General features: G+C 60.2%; 18 protein-coding genes and 1 pseudogene. 5 read left to right on the top strand and 14 right to left on the bottom strand.

The window, feature by feature from the left end:
* Positions 1–3: 3 nt before the first annotated feature.
* From AB4Y31_RS22725 to AB4Y31_RS22695, 7 genes are all read right to left on the bottom strand, one after another.
* Complete coding sequence (locus tag AB4Y31_RS22725) at positions 4–1437, bottom strand: virulence factor family protein (protein WP_368675961.1); 1434 nt, start codon at positions 1435–1437, stop codon at positions 4–6.
* 11 nt (positions 1438–1448) lie between these two features.
* Positions 1449–4037 carry a bifunctional lysylphosphatidylglycerol flippase/synthetase MprF gene (gene mprF / locus AB4Y31_RS22720; protein ID WP_368675887.1) on the bottom strand — a complete coding sequence of 863 codons (2589 nt, stop codon included), beginning with the start codon at positions 4035–4037 and terminating at the stop codon, positions 1449–1451.
* A gap of 254 nt (positions 4038–4291) precedes the next feature.
* Positions 4292–4618: a hypothetical protein gene (locus tag AB4Y31_RS22715; RefSeq protein WP_181321680.1), complete on the bottom strand. Its 327-nt coding sequence runs from the start codon at positions 4616–4618 to the stop codon at positions 4292–4294.
* Between the two features lie 15 nt (positions 4619–4633).
* Positions 4634–5992 (bottom strand): MFS transporter, encoded by a 1359-nt coding sequence (locus tag AB4Y31_RS22710; protein WP_368675886.1) that lies wholly within the window; start codon positions 5990–5992, stop codon positions 4634–4636.
* A gap of 230 nt (positions 5993–6222) precedes the next feature.
* Positions 6223–7170, bottom strand: a complete 948-nt coding sequence (locus AB4Y31_RS22705; protein WP_368675885.1) for an ABC transporter substrate-binding protein — start codon at positions 7168–7170, stop codon at positions 6223–6225.
* Between the two features lie 37 nt (positions 7171–7207).
* Positions 7208–8239 (bottom strand): ABC transporter permease, encoded by a 1032-nt coding sequence (locus AB4Y31_RS22700; protein ID WP_368675884.1) that lies wholly within the window; start codon positions 8237–8239, stop codon positions 7208–7210.
* A complete protein-coding gene (locus AB4Y31_RS22695) occupies positions 8232–9779 on the bottom strand; it encodes a sugar ABC transporter ATP-binding protein (RefSeq protein WP_368675960.1) in 1548 nt (515 codons plus the stop codon). The genes AB4Y31_RS22700 and AB4Y31_RS22695 overlap by 8 nt, the downstream gene beginning before the upstream one ends.
* Positions 9780–10084: 305 nt before the next feature.
* Here AB4Y31_RS22695 and AB4Y31_RS22690 point away from each other — a divergent pair, with 305 nt between their 5' ends.
* Positions 10085–10786, top strand: a complete 702-nt coding sequence (locus AB4Y31_RS22690; RefSeq protein WP_368675883.1) for a FadR/GntR family transcriptional regulator — start codon at positions 10085–10087, stop codon at positions 10784–10786.
* Positions 10787–10888: 102 nt separating this feature from the next.
* Here AB4Y31_RS22690 and AB4Y31_RS22685 read toward each other — a convergent pair whose 3' ends face one another.
* Complete coding sequence (locus tag AB4Y31_RS22685; RefSeq protein ID WP_368675882.1) at positions 10889–11407, bottom strand: class IV adenylate cyclase; 519 nt, start codon at positions 11405–11407, stop codon at positions 10889–10891.
* Between the two features lie 251 nt (positions 11408–11658).
* Here AB4Y31_RS22685 and AB4Y31_RS22680 point away from each other — a divergent pair, with 251 nt between their 5' ends.
* Together AB4Y31_RS22680 and AB4Y31_RS22675 are read left to right on the top strand one after the other, a co-directional pair.
* Complete coding sequence (locus AB4Y31_RS22680; RefSeq protein WP_368675881.1) at positions 11659–12216, top strand: carboxymuconolactone decarboxylase family protein; 558 nt, start codon at positions 11659–11661, stop codon at positions 12214–12216.
* A 42-nt stretch (positions 12217–12258) separates the two neighbouring features.
* Positions 12259–13116, top strand: coding sequence for a helix-turn-helix domain-containing protein (locus AB4Y31_RS22675; protein ID WP_368675880.1), 858 nt, complete (start codon positions 12259–12261; stop codon positions 13114–13116).
* 74 nt (positions 13117–13190) lie between these two features.
* On the opposite strand, the gene AB4Y31_RS22670 is transcribed toward AB4Y31_RS22675, so the two are convergent.
* Together AB4Y31_RS22670 and AB4Y31_RS22665 are read right to left on the bottom strand one after the other, a co-directional pair.
* Complete coding sequence (locus tag AB4Y31_RS22670) at positions 13191–14420, bottom strand: Fic family protein (RefSeq protein WP_368675879.1); 1230 nt, start codon at positions 14418–14420, stop codon at positions 13191–13193.
* Between the two features lie 226 nt (positions 14421–14646).
* Positions 14647–14889 (bottom strand): helix-turn-helix domain-containing protein, encoded by a 243-nt coding sequence (locus tag AB4Y31_RS22665; protein ID WP_368675878.1) that lies wholly within the window; start codon positions 14887–14889, stop codon positions 14647–14649.
* Between the two features lie 196 nt (positions 14890–15085).
* Between AB4Y31_RS22665 and AB4Y31_RS22660 the strand changes: the two are divergent.
* A pseudogene (locus tag AB4Y31_RS22660) lies at positions 15086–15184 on the top strand (oxidoreductase); the annotation flags it as partial.
* Positions 15185–15305: 121 nt separating this feature from the next.
* Here AB4Y31_RS22660 and AB4Y31_RS22655 read toward each other — a convergent pair.
* The 4 genes from AB4Y31_RS22655 to AB4Y31_RS22640 all read right to left on the bottom strand — a co-directional run bounded on the left by AB4Y31_RS22655 (position 15306) and on the right by AB4Y31_RS22640 (position 18519).
* Positions 15306–15755 carry a hypothetical protein gene (locus AB4Y31_RS22655; protein ID WP_368675877.1) on the bottom strand — a complete coding sequence of 150 codons (450 nt, stop codon included), beginning with the start codon at positions 15753–15755 and terminating at the stop codon, positions 15306–15308.
* Positions 15748–16212, bottom strand: coding sequence for a hypothetical protein (locus AB4Y31_RS22650; protein WP_368675876.1), 465 nt, complete (start codon positions 16210–16212; stop codon positions 15748–15750). Before AB4Y31_RS22650 ends, AB4Y31_RS22655 begins: the two co-directional genes overlap by 8 nt.
* A 403-nt stretch (positions 16213–16615) precedes the next feature.
* Positions 16616–17107: a hypothetical protein gene (locus AB4Y31_RS22645; protein ID WP_368675875.1), complete on the bottom strand. Its 492-nt coding sequence runs from the start codon at positions 17105–17107 to the stop codon at positions 16616–16618.
* Between the two features lie 1214 nt (positions 17108–18321).
* A complete protein-coding gene (locus AB4Y31_RS22640; RefSeq protein ID WP_368675874.1) occupies positions 18322–18519 on the bottom strand; it encodes a hypothetical protein in 198 nt (65 codons plus the stop codon).
* A gap of 120 nt (positions 18520–18639) precedes the next feature.
* Here AB4Y31_RS22640 and AB4Y31_RS22635 point away from each other — a divergent pair, with 120 nt between their 5' ends.
* On the top strand, positions 18640–22686 hold the full coding sequence (locus AB4Y31_RS22635; RefSeq protein WP_368675873.1) for a helix-turn-helix domain-containing protein: 4047 nt from the start codon (positions 18640–18642) through the stop codon (positions 22684–22686).
* The last annotated feature ends 8 nt before the right edge of the window (positions 22687–22694 follow it).

Below are 22694 nucleotides of genomic sequence, written 5' to 3'. Positions count from 1 at the left end.
GGTCTACGGAGTAGATCCCGTATGGACAACAACAGTATTCTCGCCGCGGATTCTCTTCTCCCACCCCGCGAGGATCTGATCTTCCATCACACCGTATCCGCGGCCGAAGTGATGCCCGCCCGGCGTGCGCACCACCTCGCGCGTCGGAGCGAGGGCCGGACACAACGTATCATCCTCGTCTTCCCCATAGAAGCATTGGATCACGCCGGCAGGCATGCGATCGACCTCGGGTCTGGCCGGCAACGCCTTAGCGCTCGCCGGCAAACCGAGCCACCCGGTCACGCGGACCTGGAAGTCAGCCGCGTTGGCGAATCCGAGCAGCGAAACGATGGCAATCCTGTCTCGCAACGAAGCCGGCAGTCTGTTGTACGCGAACGGCATCACATCCGCGCCGAACGAGTAACCGATCAACGCGAACGAGTCCGCATGCCAGCGCGCGCCATAGACACGCAGAACGCGGCTCAGGTCGCGGCTGACCTGCTCCGGCGTCTTCTCGCTCCAGAAATACCGCAAGCTGTCCCAACCGATGACCGATACCCCGTCCTTCTGAAACTCCTCGCCGATCGTCTTGTCGAGATCGCGCCAGCCGCCATCGCCCGACATGATGATGGCGACCATCCCTTTAGGGTGAGCAGCGGGCAGTTCGATCAGCGGCAAGTCCGAAACGTCCTGCTCGCCACCCGTCTGCGACAGCAGATGCGGCCCGATCAACGCAACGAGCTGGTCTGCCCGAGTCGTCGTCGCGCCGAACACCCGCGGCCGTTTCGCCAAAAGCGGAGCCATCAGACTCGTGACGTTCTTGCCGTACTTAAAGCCCGGCGAATCGGCCCCTTCCTTCACCGCTGAACGTTCCGCCTGTTGCGACGCCTTGATTGCAGTCTGCGTCGTCACGCCTGTCTCGACGAAACCCGGCAATACACTCCCCCGGCTTACCGTCGGATCGGGCGCACAAGGTTCAAAACGCTTATCGAGCGTTCCCTCGGCATCGAGCGCTATAGCGCCGGCGATCGTATTCGCGGGCGCCTGAGCCAGAATATGCAAAGCAAGCGTTCCGCCTTGCCCCGCCCCGGCGACGATCGGCGCGAAATACCGGCTCGACTTCAACTGGCGCTCGAGCTGATGACTGATCGCCTCGGCGTCCCCGTCGAGGTGCCGGCACGCTTGCCCGGTGGCGGCAAGATTCGCGGCGTAATGCCCCGTGTCGACCCCAACCGTCAAGACGCCTTCATGCGCCAATGCGCGAGCCGCTTGCGCGTCGGCAGGGCTCCAGCCTTTGCCCGCCGAAAACAGAATGACGAAGCCGCGCATGTCGCCTTCGGGCCATGCGACGGTGACGTCGCCATATCGCCCCCCCGAGACTTGTGACTCAGCCGCATAGGTCGGGCCGTACACGGCGAGGCCCGCCAGCACGGCAAGCCATCGGAACTTGTGCAACATGGAACGAATAGTCACGAACGGCGCCCCCCCGCCAGAATAGAAAGATCGACCAGTGCGACGACCGCCCCCGCCCAACCGGACACCGCGAGGTAGCGCGGCTCCCAGCACGGCTGAAACTTGCCTTTGAAGGCACGGAGCCCCTGGAAGTTATAGAAGCGCCCGCCGAAGCGCCAGACCATCGCGCCGATCCGATGGAGCGGCGAGCCGAGCGGTGCCGCCTGCACGCCGGAAAACGGCGCGACGCCGAGGCTCAGAGAACGATAGCCACGGCGTTTCAGATGCATGGCCAGCTGCACGAACAGATAATCCATGACATAAGGCGAGGCTTCCGGAAGATGGCGCATCACCCCGACTGTCGCTTCGACATTCAGGTCGGTCGTCATGAACGTCGTGAATGCCACCGGCACCCCGTTCTGGCGGACGAGCAGCACCGATTGCGCCGCCAGATAACGCTCGCTGAACGCAGCCACCGAGAAACTCTTCTCGCGGCGGCTTTCGAGCCATCCGTCGGAGATGGCCTGCAACACATCGACGTGCTCCGAGACGTCGCCGGCATCGAAGACCTCCACTGTGCAGCCGTCGCGCTCGGCGCGCCGCGTCGCGTAGCGCAAGCCCGCGCGCTGGGGCCCGTCGAGATCGAAACCGTCGAGCGTCAGCCGCGCCTCCTCGCCGAGCTTCATCAGCGTCAGGCCTGAATCCAGATAGAGCGGCAGCGAGTCGGCGCGAACCTGGTAGAACGCTGCCCGGCCACCGTGTTTCACCGCGAGATCGACGAACTTGCCGATGAGTTCCGCCCATTCGCGGCGCGGCCCGACCGGATCGTGCAGCGCAGCCCAGGTACGTCCATGTTTGGCATACATGAGGAATGACTCGCGCGAATCGGAAAACAGGAAACTCTTGTCGCCCATCATGGCGAGCCCGGCGTCGCTGCGCTCCTGAGCTCGGATGATCCGCATCGCATCGCCGAGATCCTCCGAGCTCGGACGAACGAAGCGTCCCGCGGCCGGCCGCAACAGGTGCCACAGTGCGAACGCGGCCGCAAAGAGGCCGGAAGCCAGCATGGCTCTCAACGAGCGCGATGCACGCTCGTCGAACGCAAAATGCCACCAGAGCTGGTTATCGTAGGGCACGTTCCGATAAGCGAAGAACATCACCCATGCCGCACAGATGAGCACGATCGCCACCGACACGAACCAGCCCGCGGTGAAACGCTCGGCGAAAAGCGCGGCATGCACGTTGAATCGGCGGCGTGTCGATACGAGCAGCAGGAGCAACGAAGCCAGCACCCCGGCTTCCACGAATGCCAAGCCCTTGATGACCGACAGAACCAAGGAAGCCAAAGTGAGCGCTACGGTCATCCACCACGCGGCGTCCAATCGGCGCAGCAAACCGCGTGCGACGAAGAGCAGCAGCACGCCCATCACACCGCTCACGAGTTGAGAAGTCTCGAGCGCCCAGAGCGGAACGACGTCGCGCAGAACGGCGAGCCGTCGGGCAAACGCGGGCGTGGCGGCCGATACGATGAGCATCGATCCGACGACGAACGTGATCAGGCAAAGAAAGAGTGGCGCCGAGTCCGCGAGACCGGCCACCCGCCGCAACGGCAACCGATCGCGCAGCGCTCGACCCTCGAAGCCCGCGAGCAAGCCTGCCGACAGCATCAGCGGCAAGCCGAAATAGACGACGCGATAAGCAAGGAGACCGGCAACCAGGGATGGCGCCGTCACGTCCCCGCGCAACGCGAAGACCATCGCCGACTCGAATACGCCGACGCCGCCCGGCGTATGGCCCGCGATACCGAGCAAGAGCGATGCGGAATAAACGGCGAGAAACGTGACGAAGCTCACGTTCCCATGAGGAAGGAAGCACCAGAGCGCAGCCCCTGCTCCGGCGATGTCGACGACACCGAATGCGAGCTGGGCGAGCCAATCCGCCCTCGCGGGAACGTCGATGGTGAACCGTTGCCAGCGGGTGCGTATCGTTTTCGTGCGAGCACCGCAGCAACCGATGATGAGGGCCGACGCGACGAGCAGAAGCGCACTGCCCGAACGCAGGATGTCAGGCGAAACACGCAGCATGGCCGCCAGCGGGGCCGCATCCCATAGCGCACCGGTCGCGCTGACGATGACCAACGCGAAGGCCAACGAAACGCTCGTGAAAACAGTGAGGCGTCCGACCTGCGATGGGGTAACGCCTGCCGCGCCGTAGACGCGGCAACGCACGGCGCCGCCCGTCAGTGCGCCGAAGCCCGCGACGTTGCCGAGGGCCGAAGCGGCCGTTGCGCCGATCAGGAGCAGCGTGCCCGGCACTTTCGCATCGACATGACGCAGTCCGATCGCATCGCGTGCGACGAGTGCGGCATAACTCAGCGCGGTGACGCCTAGGGCAGCAATCCAGCTAGCCGAATCGAAGTTGAAAAGCTGCCGGCATATCGAGTGATAGTTGATATCGCGCGAGATGTGCTGTAGCGCGAGCAGCAGCAGTACGCAGATGCCAAGTGCGAACGCGGGCGACACCAGTCGCTTGTAGTCGACGCGCCTCCAAGTACTGCGAAAGGCGGCAACGACCCTCGCACAGCGATGCTCCTGACTTCTCTGCATGTCTCGAGCGATTGGCCCACGCGCGAACCGCCCGGCCCACGACGGCACCGGCGCCAATCGTCGACTCATGAGGAGAGCGGTCACACCCGCGAATCAACCGATATAGCAAATTGTGACATTTCATTAACGTTACAAAGCCGAATCGGTTGACACGGAATTCTGGCCAACGTAACGGTGGGCTGCTCAGACACCGATGCAGAGCAAATCGAGCGCCGCTCGCTGCGGCTAGCGGCGCTCGCCGTTGAGAACGGTTCTTATTTGACGGCCGAGTCCACGCACTTCTTGACGAAAGAGTTCTTGGCCGCGCCCGCGAGCGGCTTGCCGTTCGAGCCGACGGCGTTTGCCTCGCATTGCTTGGCGGCGGCTGTCCTCATGCACTTCTTCATGAACGAGTTCTTCGCGGCGCCGGTAAGCGGTTTCCCGTCCTTGCCCACCGCCTGCGTGTCGCAGTTGGCAGCGCCCGTTCCAGGCGCCATCGAAGCGCCGCCCGACAACGCCTGCGTTTGTCCGTACGCAATACCCGTAGTTGCGGCGAGCAGACTCACCGTTGCCACGGCAATCAATCGCTTGAACATGGCCATCCCTCCCTGATGAGCTCAGTGACCGAGCGATTCCATCTTACTCGGTGACGCCTCGAACGCATGGGGCCGCGCGATCTGTTTGATCAACAAAGCGACGCAGGCGACGAGACCCGCGATCGCAATCGTCGTGAAGACGCCCGCAAACGAAAAATGCCGACGCGTCAGTTCCGCAACGAGGAACGAGCCCGCAATGCCGCCGAAGCGGCCGACGCCGAGCATCCATGCCACCCCTGTGCCCCGCCCCGACGTCGGGTAGAAGGCGGCGGCGAGCGCCGGCATCGACGATTGCGCTGTATTCATCAGCACGCCCGCGACGAATACGGCGAGCACCAGCATGCCGACATTGCCGACCGCTTGCCCGATCCAATAAACGCTGACCGCGGTCAGCGCATAGCTCACGGCGATCACTCGATTCGCGTTGAACCGGTCCATCAGCGCGCCGCAGACCACCGCACCCACTCCGCCGAGCGGGAACAGCGCCGAAATCAACGTTGCGGTCTTCGCGTTCAGTCCGGCATCTTTCAACAGGATCGGCATCCAGTTGATCGACGCGTAAAAAATCACGAGGCCCATGAAATAGGCGACCCACAGCATGACGGAGCCGACGACATACGAGCGCGAGAGGACGACGCTGACGCCTTTGCCGTGCGCTTGCGGCGCGGTCTCGGTCATCGTGAACGAGCCGGCGTTCATGGCGTCGTTCGAGATGCGCGCGAGCGCCGCGCGAATTCTCTCGACCGGATGTCCATTCGCGACCATGAAGCGCACTGACTCGGGCATCTTGACGATCAGCGCGATACCGAGCAGCAACGGCGTAACACCGCCGAGCATGAGCACGCTGCGCCAGCCGAAATTGGGAATCAGCCACGCGGCGAGAAAGCCGCCGAGCGCGGCGCCGAGCGGGAAGCCGCAAAACATCAGATTGATCACCGTCGAACGACGGCGGTTAGGACAAAACTCCCCCATCATCGTGACCGCGTTCGGCATTGCCGCGCCGAGGCCGACACCGGTGATGAAGCGCAACGTGGTCAGCTGGCCGATGCTCGACGAGAATGCCGACGCGAGACAGGCGATGCCGAACAGAAAGACAGACGTGAGCAACACGGCGCGTCGCCCGACGCGATCGGACAGCGGCCCCGAGGTGAGCGCGCCGCAAGCGAGCCCGAACAACGCCGCGCTCAGCACGGGGGCGAGGTCGGGCTTAGTCAAATGCCATTCGGTCAGCACCGATGGAGCAATGAAGCCGATCGATGCCGTGTCGAAGCCGTCCAGCAAGACGATCACGAAGCACATGCAGAAGATCAGCCATTGAAAACCGCCGAATGGCCTCTCGTCGATGAACGTCTGGATGTTGACGACCGGTTTCCCGTTCATGGGGTGTCTCCTCCTGTTGATCGCTGTAGTTCTCATAATTTCCGCCGCTCATGGTACGCCATGAACGGCGGATCTATGTCTGTCTCGGCCAGCGGCTACGCCGCTGCCAGCGATTGTCGGAGGTCACCCAATATACGGCAATGCGATTCTACGGATAGTCTTTATGTGTTACGGCGATAGTGGTCCGAGCCCAGGAAGAGCCGTTATCACATCCACGTCTCGCCGCAGCATCAGTAGAGAACGTTCTTCGCTTCGGACGAATCGAGGTTCTGCTTATCGACGACAACGACACCCGTATCGACCATCTTCGGCACCGACTTGTGCTCAATGACGCTCACCGCCGTCTGGATGCCCTTGTAGCCCATCTGATATGAACCCTGCACGGCGATGGCCTGAATCGTTCCGTCGCGCACGAACCCTTGCAGGTCCTGGTTGCCGTCGAAGCCGATCGCGACGATCTTGCCTCCCTTGCCCGTTTGCTTGAGCGCGCGCCCCATCCCCACGGCGGTCGGCTCATTGGCGCCGAAGATTCCTTTCAGATCGGGATTCGCCGAAAGCGTATCGGTCGTCTGATTGAGCGCGGTCGCCATTTGCGACTGCGAATAGAAAGGCCCGACGACCTGCAGCTTCGAGTGCGCGGCGATGTACTCGCGGAAGCCACCGACGCGGCCGATCTCGGATCCCGCGCCCGGCACATAGGACATGATCGCGATCTTGCCCGTCTGCCCGACCCGGTCGATCATCGCCTTCGCGCACAGTTCGCCCGCCTTTTTGTTGTCCGTCGACAGGAACGACTGGTAATACTGCTTGCCCGAATCCGAAAGCATCGAATCGATCAGCACGACGGGGATATGCGCTTCCCACGCCTTCTTCACAGCCGGCACCAACGCATCGGGATCGGACGGCGCGAGCACGATGCCGGCGACATGTCGATTGACCGCGTTCTCGACCATATTGACTTCATCGGCAATGTCCGATTCGGCCGCCGGACCCTGAAAAGTCATCGTGTAGCCCTTCTCTTTCTCGAGCGCTGCCGTCGCGCCCTTCTGCACGTTCTGCCAGTAATTCGAATTGACCGTCTTGACGATCACGGCGATCTCGCCGCCCGCCGCCTGCGCGCCCGTGTTGAACAACGTCAGCAGCAATGCCGATACCGCCAGCATGGAAAACTTCTTCATGTCTCACTCCTGTGGTTTTGGTTGCACTTCTTCTGACTTACGACCTGCGGTTCCTGAGCTGATCGATCCAAACGGTGCCGAGAATCACGAGGCCGATGATGATCTGCTGGATGAAGCTCGATACGCCGTTCATATTGAGCCCGTTGCGCAGCACGCCAATCACGAACGCCCCGATCGCGGTGCCGGAAATGGTGCCGACGCCTCCCATCAACGACGTTCCGCCGATCACCGCGCTTGCGATCGCATCGAGCTCGTACATCACGCCTTCGTTCGGCTGTCCCGTGACGAGCCGCGACATCAACACGCAACCGGTCACGCCCGCGAGCACGCCGGACAGCACGTAGGTGAAGAGCGTCACGCCTCGCACGTTGACGCCGGAGAGCCGGGCCGCTTCCGCGTTCGAGCCCGTCGCGTAAATGTGGCGACCGAGGGCCGTGCGCGCGAGCAATACGGCCGCTACGATGAAGAGCACGATCATGATCACGACGGGATAGGGGATTCCCGGAAACGTGGTATCGGGAAATCCGTCGGCCCCGATGTGCGAGACGCGAAAAAGCGCACCGTTGCCGAGCGCGCCGAACGCGTCGCCCAGATCCGATACCGGACGCGCGCCCGTGATCTGCAATGCGATGCCGCGCGCGACGAGCATCATGCCGAGCGTCGCGATGAACGGGGGCAGGCCCATGCGCGTCACGCAGATGCCGTTGACGAGCCCACATAGGCCGCCTACGAGGACACCGCCGCACATCGCCAGCGGAACCGGCGTCCCCGCCTTCACCAATAGCGCCGCGACGACGCCGGCCAGCGCGAGGACGGAGCCCACCGACAGATCGATGCCCCCGGTGATGATCACGCAGGTGGCGGCGACGCCCAGGTAGGCAATCGAGGTCACCTGCAGACAGACCGTCATCAGATTTCCGACGGAGAAGAACGCCTGGCTCGTCACCGAGAACACGACCACGAGCAGGACCAGGCTACCGAGCGCGGCAAACTTCTGAATGAGGTCGCGGCGCCGTTGGCGCGCCGTTTTCTCGACGGCTTCGCTGCGATTCGATGTCATTTCAAGCATGGGCCCGCCCCGACGCATAGTGCATGATCTCCTCCTGACTGGTGTGCTTCGTTTCGAGTACCGCGGCGACGCGACCTTCGTGGAATACGGCGATCCGGTCGGTCATTCCGAGTATTTCCGGTAGCTCTGAGCTGATCAGAATCACCCCGACGCCGTCCGCGGCGAGCCGGTCCATCAACCCGTAGATGGCGAATTTGGCGCCTACATCGATACCGCGAGTCGGTTCGTCGAAGAAGAGGATCTTCGTGCCGCGATAGAGCCACTTGCTGACGACGACCTTCTGCTGATTGCCGCCGGAAAGGTTACGTGCGATCTGGTTGACCGATGGCGTGCGAATGCCGAGCTCTCGGGTGTAGCGCTCCGCAACCGCGACTTCCTCGGAAAACCGAAGAAACCCGGCGCGCGACGAAATCGCGCGAACATTGGCGAGCGTGACGTTCGGCGCAACGGGCATCGCGAGTGCCAGCCCGTCTTTCTTGCGATCCTCGGACAGATACGCGATACCGTGGCGGATCGCCTCGCGCGGCGAGCGGATCGCGACCTCTTTGCCGGCGAGCTCGATGGTGCCGGCGTCGAGCCGGTCGGCGCCGAAGATGGCGCGGGCCACCTCAGTCCGCCCTGCTCCCATGAGGCCCGCGAAACCGAGGATTTCGCCCTTGCGCAACTCGAACGACACGGGGCCGAACGTGCCGGCGCGCCGCAATCCTTGCGCGCGCAGCATGATCTCGTCGGTCGGCACCGATTGTCTCGGCGGATACACATCGTCGAGCGAGCGCCCCACCATTCGCGCGATGATCTCGCTGACCGTCGTCGATGCGAAGTCGTCCGTCGCGATGTAGCGGCCGTCCCGCAGTACCGTGACGCGATCCACGATTTCGGCCATCTCGTCGAGACGATGAGAGATATAGAGAATCGCGACGCCTTCGGCGCGCAGTTCCTTGATGATGCGAAAGAGCTGGGCCGTCTCCGACTCGGTCAGCGACGAAGTCGGCTCGTCCATGATCAGCACTTCCGCGCTGAATGTGAGCGCTTTCGCGATTTCCACCATCTGCTGCTGGGCGATCGACAAGGCGCCGACAAGCGTCGTGGGGGCGACGGTCAGACCAATTCGGGCCAGCGCGCGCTGCGCATCGGCATTGAGCCTGCGGTAATCGACGAACGGCCCGCGCTTCGGCTCGCGAGCAAGAAAGAGATTTTCGGCGACCGAAAGGTGCGGAACGAGATTGAGTTCCTGGTGAATGATCGCGATGCCGGCCGCCTGGGCTTCTGAGGAAGAGGCGAAGCGAACCGGCTCGCCGCGATAGACGATGCTGCCTTCATCCGCTTGATATTGGCCGCTGATGATCTTCATCAGCGTGGACTTGCCCGCGCCGTTTTCACCGCAGATGGCGTGGACCTCGCCGCGCCGCAGGTCGAGGTGGATGCCATCGAGCGCGATCACGCCCGGGAAGCGCTTGCCGACGCCCTGCAAACGCAGGATTTCACTCCCTGGAAGCTTTTCGGGTCCGTCGTGTTTCTGGTCGGACAGACCGTGCGGCATCGTCATTCCGTCTCCTGGTCCCAGGCTGAGGCTCGGCTGGAGTCTGCGCTTGCGCGCCTGATCCAATCCCTCAGCGGTTAGCGGCCGACCTTGGCGCGATGCACTGGTCAGTCCAATTTCGAAGATTAAAGCAGCAACCCGTCGATTTGGTCAAGCCGATATATATTTCATCGAACTGTCCTGACCAAGACGGGTAAACCCCTGCGAGCTGCGGAGAGCCGCTTCAGCCAAGGCGCTGAAGCCTCATGCTAGACTCTTCCCGCACTCCTCCGCACGGTTCGCCAACCGATTACGACCTGCAGAAAATGAAGACGACAGAGCCAAAGCGGCTTTACCAATCCGTTGCCGCTCAAATCCTTGCCCTGATTCGCCAGGGGGAGCTTCCGGTCGGGGAACGGCTGCCGCCGGAGCGTGAGCTTGCACAGAGGCTGGGGGTATCGCGGCCGTCGCTACGCGAGGCGCTGGTCGCGCTCGAAATCGGCGGTCAAATCGAAATCCGCATGAGTTCGGGTGTCTACGTGCTGGACGGAGGCGCGAGAGACGAAGGCGTGATGGGTGCGCTCGGCGACAGTCCATCCGAGCTGATGCAGGCGCGCGCCGCGATCGAGGGAAGCGTCGTCGTGCTTGCCACCGCGCATATGACCGCGGCCACGCTCGAGCGTCTGCGCCGCACGATCGAGCGGATGCGCCGGCTGGCCAACGCGGGCAAATCGCCGATCGAAGCGGATCGGCAGTTTCATATGCTTATCGCGGAATGCGCCGGCAACTCAGTGCTGAGCCGATTCGTGGCGGAGCTTTTCGACAGTCGTCACGACCCGCTCGCGGTCGCCATTCGCGGACATGCCGAGAGCGCACAAACGTGGACCGCGGCGGCGGACGAGCACGAGAGGATCTTGAAGGCGTTGCAATCGGGCGATCCTATCGCCGCGCAGACGATGATGCGCGCCCATCTGAGTGCGTCGGAAGAGCGATGGATCAGCGGGGTGCTGAAATCGGCGGATGGCTGAGAAGCCGGGTACCGTCCCCGGGGCCCCGAGAGGAAGTCTCCGTGGGGCCCTCCCTCCTGGGCAGTGTCTCGTGGCCACCGCACCTTCGGGCCGGGCGCTCGTCTAGCCGGTGATCTGCTTCAATAGGTCGAGGTATGCGCCATCGATGAGCTGGCTGTCTTCGATCTCGAGTTGCTCCATCAACGAAGCCGCTTCCCGATTGCCGTCATCGGTCGATTCACCCTCCCGCAAAACGACTTCGAGCTCCATGAATTCACCGAGCCCTTCCACTTTATCGAGGTGGACGCGGGTGCGACCGACCCTATACAGCAGTCGTTGCTTCGTGACTCGACCGATCACTCCATAGGCAAGCGCCAAGGCTTCGCGTAGCGAATCGGGTGAACTTGTCGCGGAAAGGACGTAGAACGACTCCTTTGGCCCACGTTGGTCGGGGCGCTTGTAGAAAATCAATTGCCCCGTGCCGTCGTCGAACTGGCGGAGCTTGAGGCGCCCGTTGGCGCAGTGGAAGAAAGTGTCGTCCTGATTGATCACCGCCGGCTCTTCAGTCGCCATCGGTGCGACTCTGCGAGCAAGATCGGCAACGCTTTCGATGCGAGCCTTGATTTCTACGTTCCTAGCCATTGTTGCAGTCCAATTTCATGTGATCGCTCACCCCGATCTGACGAGCGGCTGTTGGGGTAGAGCACCACGGGGCTGTGCGAGAGAAGCCCCGCTTGACAGCCTCGGATCGCGTTGCCGCAATCGGCCAGTACTTTACCGACTTTACCGGCAAGTTTTGATTACATGCGATGTAATTGGCGAACGGAGCGGCCGCTTCTACTCTTCGGCTGTCGCGCCGCCATTCCGGCAGCGCTCGCGGCCAAGGAGATACCATGTCCCGCTATCCCGTGCATACGATCGAATCCGCTCCTGCGCAATCCAAGCCAGTGCTCAATCAACTGCAACAGGCGTTCGGCCAGATCCCGAACATCGCGGCCAAGATGGCTGAATCGCCCGTGCTGATCAACGGTTTCATCGGCCTGTTCGAGCGCGTGCACGCGAGCAGTCTGACGGAACCCCAGATCCAAACGCTGTTGCTGACGAATGCCGTCACGAACGCCAGCGAGTGGCCGGTCGCGTTTCACACCGCGCTCGCGTTGAAGGAGGGCGTGCATCGCGCCGATGTCGATGCGATCCGGCACGGCCTCTTGCCTGACGATGCCAAGCTGGCCGCGCTGTCGGCGTTGGCACGCACGCTGATAGAACAGCGCGGCCGCCTCGGCGAATCGGACCAGAGCCGCTTTCTTGAAGCGGGATTCAGTGCCGAGCAGATACTAGAGGTCATCGCGGTGGTGGCGGCGTCGACGATCACGAACTTCACGAGCAGCGTAACCGAGCCACCGCTCGAAGCGCAGTTCGAGGAGTTCGCCTGGCATGCGCCTGCCTCCTGAGGCGTCTCTCCCAACTCCACTTGGACCACGCACGGAAATCCGATGAGCGCCTCCCGTTTCGATCTCGAAGCGCCGCCGAGCGAACTCGGTGACTTGCTGCGCTACTGGCGCGACGTGCGTGGCGCGAGTCAACTCGATCTGTCGCTCGAAGCTGGCATTTCGCAGCGCCAGATCAGCTTCATCGAAAGCGGACGCAGCGTGCCTGGCCGGGATACGCTGCTGACACTCGCGCAGGCGCTCGATGTGCCGCTGCGCGAACGCAATGAACTACTCCTCGCCGCCGGCTACGCGCCCGTGTATTCAGCGGCGCCTTGGAACGCAGAGGAGATGCATGGCGTGATCCGCGCGCTCGAACGCGTCGTTCGACAGCATGAGCCGTTTCCGGCGATCGTGATGGATCGATACTGGAACGTTCTGATGACCAACGACTCGGCGCCGCGCTTCTTCGGCTGTTTCATCGACATGGCCTCGCGCGAAGGTCCGCGCAACATGCTGCATCTGATCTTCGATCCGCAGGGTCTGCGTCCGTTCGTGGCCGACTGGGAAACGGTGTCGCGAAGCTTGCTGCAGCGCGTGCATCGTGAGTCGGTCGGTCACATGATCGACGACGGCACCCGACGTCTGCTCGACGAACTGCTTGCCTATCCCGACGTGCCGCGCGACTGGAAGACGCATCGTGGATCGCCCGCCGCGTCCATGACGCCCGTCATTCCGGTGAGCTTCGTCAGTGAGGGAGTCGTGCTTCGATATTTCTCGATGGTCACGATCGTTGGCGCACCCCAGAACGTTGCGGCACAGGAACTGCGCATGGAATGCATGTTCCCCGCCGATGAGGAAACCGACGTGCGTCATAGGCAGTTGCTCGCCCAACATTCGAAAGGTCATTCGACCTCGGGCTGAAGCACCGGTGGCTTAACCCGCCCGCCTGCATCGCATTTGAAGCTGCGAGTGTACGAGACCAGTGGGCGCCCGCTTCACAAGCCCGTTGCTTCGGCCTCGGGCCAGAGCCGTGGAAAAAGCCACCGGAAAAGTGACAGCGGTATCGCCAGTTCCACCGGTCCGCGAGGACTGGGAGAGCTCAAGATGCCGATTTTGAAGAGGTCAGCGAGCAGCCTGTCGGCTGTGCGCACCGCGAGGCCGGTCATTGCCTTGAACCGTGACCGGTCTATGGAGTCGGCCGTCGCGAGATAAGCGAGTGGCGTTGCCGCCTCCGCACGCAGATACCGCGTGTTGTCGTCCTGGCTGAGCGCTGCAAGCATCTGCGCAAGACGCTTTTCGAATGCCTCCAGGTCGAGCATGCCGCCCATGAACTGAATCTGATCGAGGCATGTTTGCAGGAAGTATTCGATGAATTCGACCAGGCCGCGTTCGCTAAGATTACCGCGACCGTCCAGATCGCCCTCGCGCGGCCGGTCAGCGGCAATCAGGCGCTCATAGTATTGCGCCTGCGAACGAGCTAGCCCGCGCATAGGTGACCACAGCCCGTGAGTAAGCCGCAGCGCCGAGAGTCCGATATGCGTGTGCAGACGCGCGGTACGGCCATTTCCGTCGAGAAATGGGTGAATCCAGGCCAGACGGTGACGGGCTGCAGCGAGCGCAATGACGGCGGCTTCGCCGGCGCGGGCATACCGGTAGGCCTCATGCCATTTCTGCATGAAGGCGGGAATCGAAGCGGGGTCCGGAGGGACGTGACGCCCCACGCGGACACCTCGCGTGCGCCACTCGCCTGGGCTTACCGCAGCGGCCTCCCCATTGTCGCCCTCCTGAGCAAGGTCTTCAGGCAGGAGTTGCGCGTGCAAGTGTCGGTGAATGTCTCGAACCGTTTCCTGCCCAAAAAATGTCATCGAATCGAACGACGTCCAGACTGTCTCGCTCCAGCGCTCGGTGTCGATATGCGCGATCGCGATGCGCTGACGGCGCGCTTCGTCCGGGCTGCGAGAGAAATCTTGCCGCATGGCCTGTTCGATTAGCAGCGGTTCCGTGTGCTGACCCTCGATCTTGTTCGTGTAATACGAATTCATTGGCCGAAGGGCCTCGCGCAGCAGAGTACGCAGCCGCGGCATGCCATGCGCGGCGAGATCCCCTGCACTCGCGATGACATCCGCGGCGAGCAGTCGCAACGGCTCGAGCCTGTGCTCGCCCGGCAGCATGGGGAGCACCTGATGCGGGCTATCGTAGGGGAAGAAACCGGAGGTCTCGGTCATGACGAGGAGTAGGCAAACCAGTAATGGCGTGTTGCGTGGCGGCTATTTTTTGCGCGAGGAGGACGCATCGTACATCATAAAGTCTTTATTTTTCAATCATCTGCAGGTGTTGAAGCGGAGACTTGGCGACTCTCGTGGCGGCTATTTTGACGCGTCAACGGGGGCCTGCCTGACCGTCACGCAAAACAACACCCGCGTTCGCCCTGGCTGTTCGTGGCCGGATCCATCAAGCTGGCTCCGCATCCGGACGCAGAACGTCAAGGGTGTCCTCCGCCTCGGTTGGCGTAACAACGAGCAGCCTCAGGCCCAAGCCGTTGAGGACCTTGAACAGCTTAGCGAGCCCGACCGATTGCCCGTTCTCGATCTTCGACAGCACGTCGTGCGTCACGCCGACCAGATCCGACGCATCGTCGATGCGCAGCTGGGAACGCGCGCGCTGGTTTCGCACGATGCGCCCCAAGGCGGCCATATCGCCCGCCAGCGGGCTTAACGAGTCCTGCGGACGCGGTAAGGTTCTGGGCATAGTCAGAGAATTCCTCAATTATGAGCTCACCAGACAAGCTTTCGACTTTGTTCAGATATTTCATCAACTATACCAGTTCGCACTGCAGCAAATAATTCAGACATTGCGCCAATTATTGGACTCGACGGCGTTGCGGCGTCCTCGCGACTCAGCGCTGAATGCGGCTGAGCGAGCCAGCAATCAGCTGATGATGGTTTGCGTATCGGGGTGCAAGGGCGACAAGCTCGTTCTTGATCTTTGAGGCGACCACCTGCACACCCCTTGATGAACTAGCTGCGACTTCTCCAAGCGTCGTCGACTGGACTTTCTTCGAACTTAGGCTCAGGAATGCGTCGAATTGGCCGCTGCGGACCCGGACTCACCTATTGCCTGGCCCTCGATGCAGCAGTCGCCAAATCTCTACACAGCGGCCCCATACCAGCCGGGCATGAAGTGGCCGAAAGCGTGGCAATTTTCGATAGGTCATCAGTATCCAGCGTGGTGTTGATATGACGGAGGACGAATGACTTGAGCGACGGATTGCGCCGAATCAACGCGCCGAGCTGCGGCAGCGTCTGCCAGTGATCAACCAGCAATCGGGCGATGGCCTCTGAGTTGCCCTCAGCGATTTCACCGTCGTCGCAGTGTCCGTACTTGTTCAACGAGGCGTTCACCTTGGACCAGCTATCGAGGTGATCGACCATCGCGTCGGCTGCGGTTGCGTCGCGCTCTGAGCACACTTTGCCGTGGGCCAATGGCATCCACGTCAGGGCGAGAGCGGCCACCGCGCCAGCGATACGAATAAATAGTCGGCTGCTTTTTCGTTTATCCACGAGGGTGCCCCTGAAGACTGCGATCGCGATGTCGCTTGGACGCTGCCTGAGCCAACACTGCACTGTTGTTGCTGACCTCGATGGTGGTCAGTGCATCTCGGCTCATCAATCCACTGATAGCGCTCATCGCGTCATCCGACGTGCGGATGCACCCCATCGTCGGATGCTGCGGGCCCGGCAAATGGCGAGCATTCGCTCGACCAGAATGCACGCCGATTCCTGGATGACCCGGCACATTGAAACGGATGATGCCATGCAAGCCATATGGACCGTTCGCTGACGCCACGTGCCGGTGTGGCACGGTTCGGTCCTGCACCGAATACGTTCCATTCAAGATATGCCTAATCGTGGCGTGGCTATCGACGTTGTTATATGCCGCCCACGTACCGACAGTATTACCCGACGAGTCAATAAGCGTGATCTGATGTGCCACGCCATCGAACTTCAATTTCGACATTCGAAGCCCTTCAATAATTATTGTTCATATGAGACGCCAGATTAGCGTAAGTGCAGCCGAATTGCCAATCCCCGCTTAGCGCTATTGCAGGACTCTCAAAGTATGAGGACCTGTATGTCTACTTGAGGACACCCACTGTGAGCGCACAAGAAAGTTTGGACCTGGATTGCTTGTCAGCACAGGGCGCCGAGACGTTTGGCACTGCAGCCTAGCGGCGCGAAAGTTTGCATTCAGCATAACAGCGCGGCCAACTCCCGATCCCGCCAACGTCAAAGAAAAGCTGAATATCCGTACCCTCAAGGAGCTCATGCGGTTTGCAATTCAGTCGATCGAGAGCCACTAAGGCGGAGCCCGCCAACCGAATAAGGCAATCCCTGAGCCTCTTTTCGGACAGGCGCCTTATTCATGCGCATGTCTTCAGCGGATAGAGTCGCAACCGTCGGCGCGCCGCGCCGGCAATGTCAATGCACCACGCTGGAGAATGCGATGAAAGCGATGATGATGATTTGAATTCAAAAATACGATCTGCAACCCATGTTCTTATAACTTCATCAATTAACGCGCGCTCCATCGTATGCATTAGTGATTTGAATGGTCGCTGGCGCGTGTCATGAAATTGTTCGTGATCAAGAGGGAGCGTTAAAAGGTCGAAGATTTGGGGCGTAATGGCGATTGTGCGCTTGAGACGACGTTGAATTTCATAAACGATCGCGGTCTTTCCTGCCCCACGTCTGCCAATAAAAAAGCAGCTCTGTCCATCCGCGTTCATCGCTGAAATTGTCGCGGGCGTGGAGACGAATAGTTCCTGATCATCTCGGATTATGTCATACTCAGCGAATGCTTGCCCTATTTGTACGCGCTCCAGTGCCTTTTTAGGAAGTGTTACATTCGCCACGCGCATATCCTCGATTAGTATGGTTTGACTTGATCGTCGCGGGCGAGCTACGACCGCCATCCCCCAATACTCTGACAAGTGATCGCTTCGCGCAATAGCTTGGTAGAGAGCAGGCCGAAGCGACCGACACCGATAGATAACGTTTGCAGTATCCGCCCAACGGTTCCACCCACCGACGGTGATGTTTGCTAAGAAATCCCTTTCTCGTCCTCGTCGGTTCGGTGGAGACGTTCGCGATTGTTGGGGGCGGAAATATGCGGAAAGGGCCTCGCAGCCGCCCTACAGACGCCGTTACGCGAGTGTCCGCAATGGCCGAAAACTCGTCTTAGAGCGCAATGCGAACAACTTCTTAAGCGCCTCCGGCATGACCGCCCGGTGTCAGGCAGCAACACGGTCGTCTGCAGTAACGGCTTGCGCTTAGTCGCATGTGGTCGAACAAGCGCCGGCAGGTGCGCCGGTACTGTTCGATCGTATACCGAACCGACGAAGGCAAAATGAAAGAATGGCGTACGGCCCTGCCCTGCTTGGCAGGCAGACCTCCGTTGAGTAGCCCTAAACATTCGCATCAGTCAACTTCCTCACTTCCGTTTATATTCCGCGTCGACCAACGTTTTATCGGAGAGCCACAATCCTCAACCGAAACAATCACTTGGCGCGTTTATCACAATACAGATGCGCGGTGCAGATTTTTTATGCGCCAACCACGGCTCCGCGGAAGTACAGACTTTTTTGTGCGTCGACAACATGATCCGAGAGAATAAAGTCCGTCTAAGGGACAGAGTGCAAGTCTTTGAATTCGAAGGATCTCAACTTAGGGGGTGCACAAGTGCAATGTCCGTCATGACTCATGCAGACCGCGGCTCGATCTTGTCGCGGAATAAAGTCCGTCTTGCGGGGATCGAGACGGCGAAGAACTCGACCCTGGATGCCAGCGCAGCTCGAAGCAATTACGGATCAATGCGCACGTTGAGGAGAACGCCGGGGACCGCTGAACAGTTGTTTTCACTGCCAATGGGGCCGAGTTGGCGTTCGACTGGATTTATCACGAGCTGAAGCGCAACGGTCGCCCGCAACGAATCGTCGGTCAAGACCCGACCTTCATGCTTGGCCAAGTCGAAGTGAGATTCAAGTTCGTTTCGAACGGCGCCGTCCCCCTGAATGCGGCAAGAAGGCGTTGACCATACAGTGCCACGACAGTGGCGCCACGCCTCAGATCAGAGGCGCCCGAGCAGTCGAACAATGAGTGCGACCATGCTCCCTGGGGGCGAGTAGAGCACGAGCACAACGACTCCCACCACCGTGACCATCCGGCAACCGACGATGCGCAGGTCGCGGGACACCAGCGCGTGGCGGCGTTCACGGTCATCCGTGAACTCGCAATACGGATCATCAGTCGACGCACGGCTTGACACCCCCTCTTCCGCGGTTCGAGCTTGAGTTGTGCGCCATGGCGCCTCCACGGCAGAAGGTCACGGGACGGAATACCACTATATGGTACACTGTTCGATGTGTACGTGAAAAGGCACAACAAAATGTATCCGACTAGCGCTCCTCCGTATGCGGCATTCGGTGAACTGCTGGCTCGACTCCGGCTATCGGCGGGGTTCGCGAAGCAGCAAGAGCTGGCGACGGCTCTTGGTGTAACCCAGCAGTCGGTGAGCCGATGGGAGAAGGGGGGCACGCGCCCACGCGCGAACGATATTCCCGCGCTGGAGAGACTGGTCGGAGCCAAGGACAACGAACTTCTAGCGGCTGCCGGATATCAAGCCGCGCCAGAGGACCGTCGCATCGAAACTGCAACCTCGCACGACCGCCCGCTACCGCTCGCCGCGCTAGCGCCGGAGACATTCGAAAGCTTTTGTGCCGCGCTTTTGGACCGCATCTACCGCCCCCGCGAAGGCAAGGTGTTTCGCTATGGCGGCACGGGCCACAAGCAGCATGGCATCGACATCGTTGCCACGGGGCCTTTTGGGACTCATTCGTTTCAGTGCAAGAGAGTCAGCGAGTTCGGTGCACAAAAGGTCCACACAGCCGTGGGGGAGCAGACCTATGTATCGGACCTCAAAGTGCTTTTGCTGTCCAGCGTTGCAAGCCCCAAGGCTCGCGACGCGATGGCGGCGCATGTGGGGTGGGAGTTGTGGGACCGGGAGGACATCACCCGAAAGCTTCATGACCTTCCGCTTTACGATCGCTTGGACCTTGTCGACCGCTACTTCAGCGGTCAGCGTCTGGACCTGCTTGGAATAGGTGAGGCGGGGCCGTTTCAGACTTCGGACGATTTCTTTAAACCGTTTCTCGTACCCGACCGCTTCTTTAACCATTCGTGGACACTTGTTGGGCGCGCTGAGGAGATCACGGAGGTTGAGAGCTACATCCGAGACGAGTCGGTCGTTCTCACAGGCCTCGTAGGGGCGCCTGGCTCCGGCAAGAGCCGTATTCTTTGCGAAGTCGCACTGCGACTAGCGGAAGACAAGACCCTGAATGTTCGATTTGTGTCACCGACCGAAGAGGTGAAGGCACACCATCTCGAGAACATGCGCGACAACCGCGGCGGTATGACGCTGCTTGTTGTTGATGATGCACATGAGCGGGAAGATCTCGGGATCCTGCTTAGATATGCCGCAGTGCCTGACCACCGTACGCGATTGCTGTTATCGCTGCGCCCATATGGGCGGGAGGCGCTGCGGCTCCAAGCCGCCGACGTAAGCCTTTTGGGGCCGCTTGTTCGGTTTACCGAAATGCGTCCACAGACACGTGACCAAGCTCAAGCACTGGCGGGGTCGGTTCTTCGAGAGTGCGGTGGCCCAATGGCAGCGGCGTTGAACATCGCTCGCGCTACGTACACAACACCGTTGGTCACTGTCTTGGCGGCACAGTTGGTCGCACGAGACGATGTCTCTCTAGAGCTACTGGGCAATGAAGAGGAATTTCGCACCTATGTACTATCGCGTCTTCAGGACGTCATCGCGGTCACGTTGGTCTCGGGGCAGGACGTTCCAAAACTGAAGGCTGTTTTGCGAGTTATCGCCCTGCTTCAACCTATCATTCCCGATTCTCCTGGCTTGATCGATGTTTTGTTGAAGACAGAAGGTATCGAACGGTCAGACGCTAGTCGATTGATGCGTTTGCTAGCGGACGCGGGAGTTCTATTCAAGCGAGGCGTCCGCTCAAGGCTTGCCCCGGATCTGTTGGCGGATGAAATCATTCGCTCAAACTATCTCAACTCGGATGGCACAGCCAACGACCGCATCACGCAGATCTTCGATCTTGCCGACGCGGACCACCTGAAGCATTTGTTCGTCAACCTCGGGCGATTGGATTGGCGTTTGCGCGAGGGCAAAACAGACAATAGCGTGCTGCTGACTAATCTGAGTCCGAGACTACATTGGGGTGAGAGATACAGCCATCCGCATGTGGAAGCAGTGGAGGGCGTCGCCTACTACCAGCCCCGATTTGCACTCGACTTTGCTAAGCGACTTATTGACGAGGGGCACGGGGATAGCTCCTCTGTGTGCAACATGGTGCGTAATGCGGCGTATACGTACGACCATATCCAAGAAGCTTGCAACCTCTTGTGGGCAGCAGGCCGCGACGATGGCCGCCCGCTACACCAGCAACCGAGCCATGGAATTCGCATTCTGAAGGAACTGGCTCAGTTTCAACTGAATAAGCCGGTTGAGTACGTAGGCGAAGTTGTTCGCTTTGCGCTCGCACTTTTAGAAAGACCTATCTCGCTCAAATTTGTTTACACGCCGTTCTCCATTCTCGAGGGCGCGCTGGGTACAGAGATCGAGGCGACAACCTATGCTAACTCGACGTTTACTTTTACCCGCTATCAGCTTTCGCTCGAGGCGGCGCAAGCTGTCAGGGACGAAGTGACAGAGGCATTGCTTAGGTTTCTACGTGAAGGTCCGGCTCGGAAAGCATTCCTCGCTGCTCAGACGATGAGCCATGCATTGCGCGGCCCGATGCATGGGGATACGCCCGATCAACTATGGAAACAAGAGCACCTGAAGCTTCTGCGGAAGCTTAAAGTTGCATTGCGCGAGGTACCTGTATCACCCGTAGTTTTGGTCGGAATCGCGCAGTCCGTCTCCTGGCACGCGTTCTACGGATCGCCGGAGACATCTACCGAAGCACGTGCCATCATGGCGTTGTTGAATCGAGACCTGAAGACGCGACTAACCCGGGCCTTGGTCGACGGCTGGGGAACGGAGACATGGGAGCTCAGCGAATTGCATGAGCGCGATGGGCATGAGAGGGATCGCCGGCTGCTGGCGTCCGAACTAGTAGCAGCTTTCCCAGATGCGGGAAGCTTGTTGGATGAGTTAGACGACTGTTTGCAAGATGTCGAAAAGGTAGCCTCAAGAGGATACGGCTCACCTTTTCTCCTAATGAACCATCTATTGAGTCATGTACCGGGACTCGCCAGTGAGTTGCTTCGAAGGAATAACGAGAGCCGGGCCGGTAAACTTGCCCCGTACGTAGGCAAGGCTTTAAGCGTGGCTATCGAGACCGCAGATCTGGGGCTCGTAGAAGAGTACGTCACGTCCTCTGTGAGTTCGCCCGAGGCATTGGCGCAACTATCGGAGGCGTATGCAAGGCTCGAATCTTCGCGTCCTTACACCCCAAAAGAGATTCTTCTATTCCGGCGCATCTTCGAGTCTAGAGAACCAGCAGTTATGTGCATCACGCCAGCCCTTGCTCGGCAGATATCCGGAAGAAGTCCGGCGCTTGCAATCGAACTCATTTGCTTAGCAGATTTCGAAACTCATCCAAGAGCGACCAGCGAAATGTTTGCTGTGATCGCCGGCGGAAAGCATATTTCTGCGGGTGAGATAGCAAACAAGAGAAGCGATCTCTTGGCGAAGCTTGTGACGTTGCGGGAACTGAATGACTACTGGGTGCGGGCGTTTCTTGTCACATCGACCAAAGAAGATCCCGCTGCCGTTGTCGCCCTAATCAAAGCGCGGCTCATGGAGGCTACGCGTCGAGACGATTGGTCTTATGAGCCGCTAACTAAGGAGCACAACGGAAAGGGCCTTGGGTTAATGGACGTCGAGGCTGGTCCGCGTTTGCTAAGGGAGTTGCTTGACTGGGCGCTCAACGAGTCAGCAGAATCCCCAAGCGTCTGGCGAATTGGTGAAGCGATTTCGGGCCTCTGCGGTAGCTATGACCTACCCGTGCTTGGCCCGCTCCTCGCCTGGATGTCCTCAGGCTCACAAGCGCATGCAACACTCGTTGCCCGAGTTCTGCGTGAAAGTCATCCAGGGCTCATCTATGAGCATCCAAAGTTTGTCAAGGATATCCTCAACGAAGCAGAACTCATCGGCAGGAGCGCATTGGACGATATCCGGTCATCGATCGCTGCGGCAGCGCATTCAGGTGTTCGCTCAGGAACTCCCGGCGAGCCATTTCCAGAGGACGTCCGATTGGAGCAACACTGCATGCAGATGCTGGCATCGCTCAGTCGAGCCGAGCCTGCGTTTGATCTATACGATGGACTCCTCAAGGACGCGCGTTATGCGATAGCACGTCAGCGGAAGGTAAAAGAAACTATGGAGGATGAAGAGGGCTAGTCTAGGCA

Origin of the sequence: Trinickia sp. EG282A, assembly GCF_040965455.1 — a bacterium.
In the GTDB taxonomy this organism is placed as follows: Bacteria; Pseudomonadota; Gammaproteobacteria; order Burkholderiales; family Burkholderiaceae; genus Trinickia; species Trinickia symbiotica.
The sequence above is the reverse complement of the archived record's forward strand: the minus strand, read 5'-3'. Positions and strand labels throughout refer to the sequence as shown.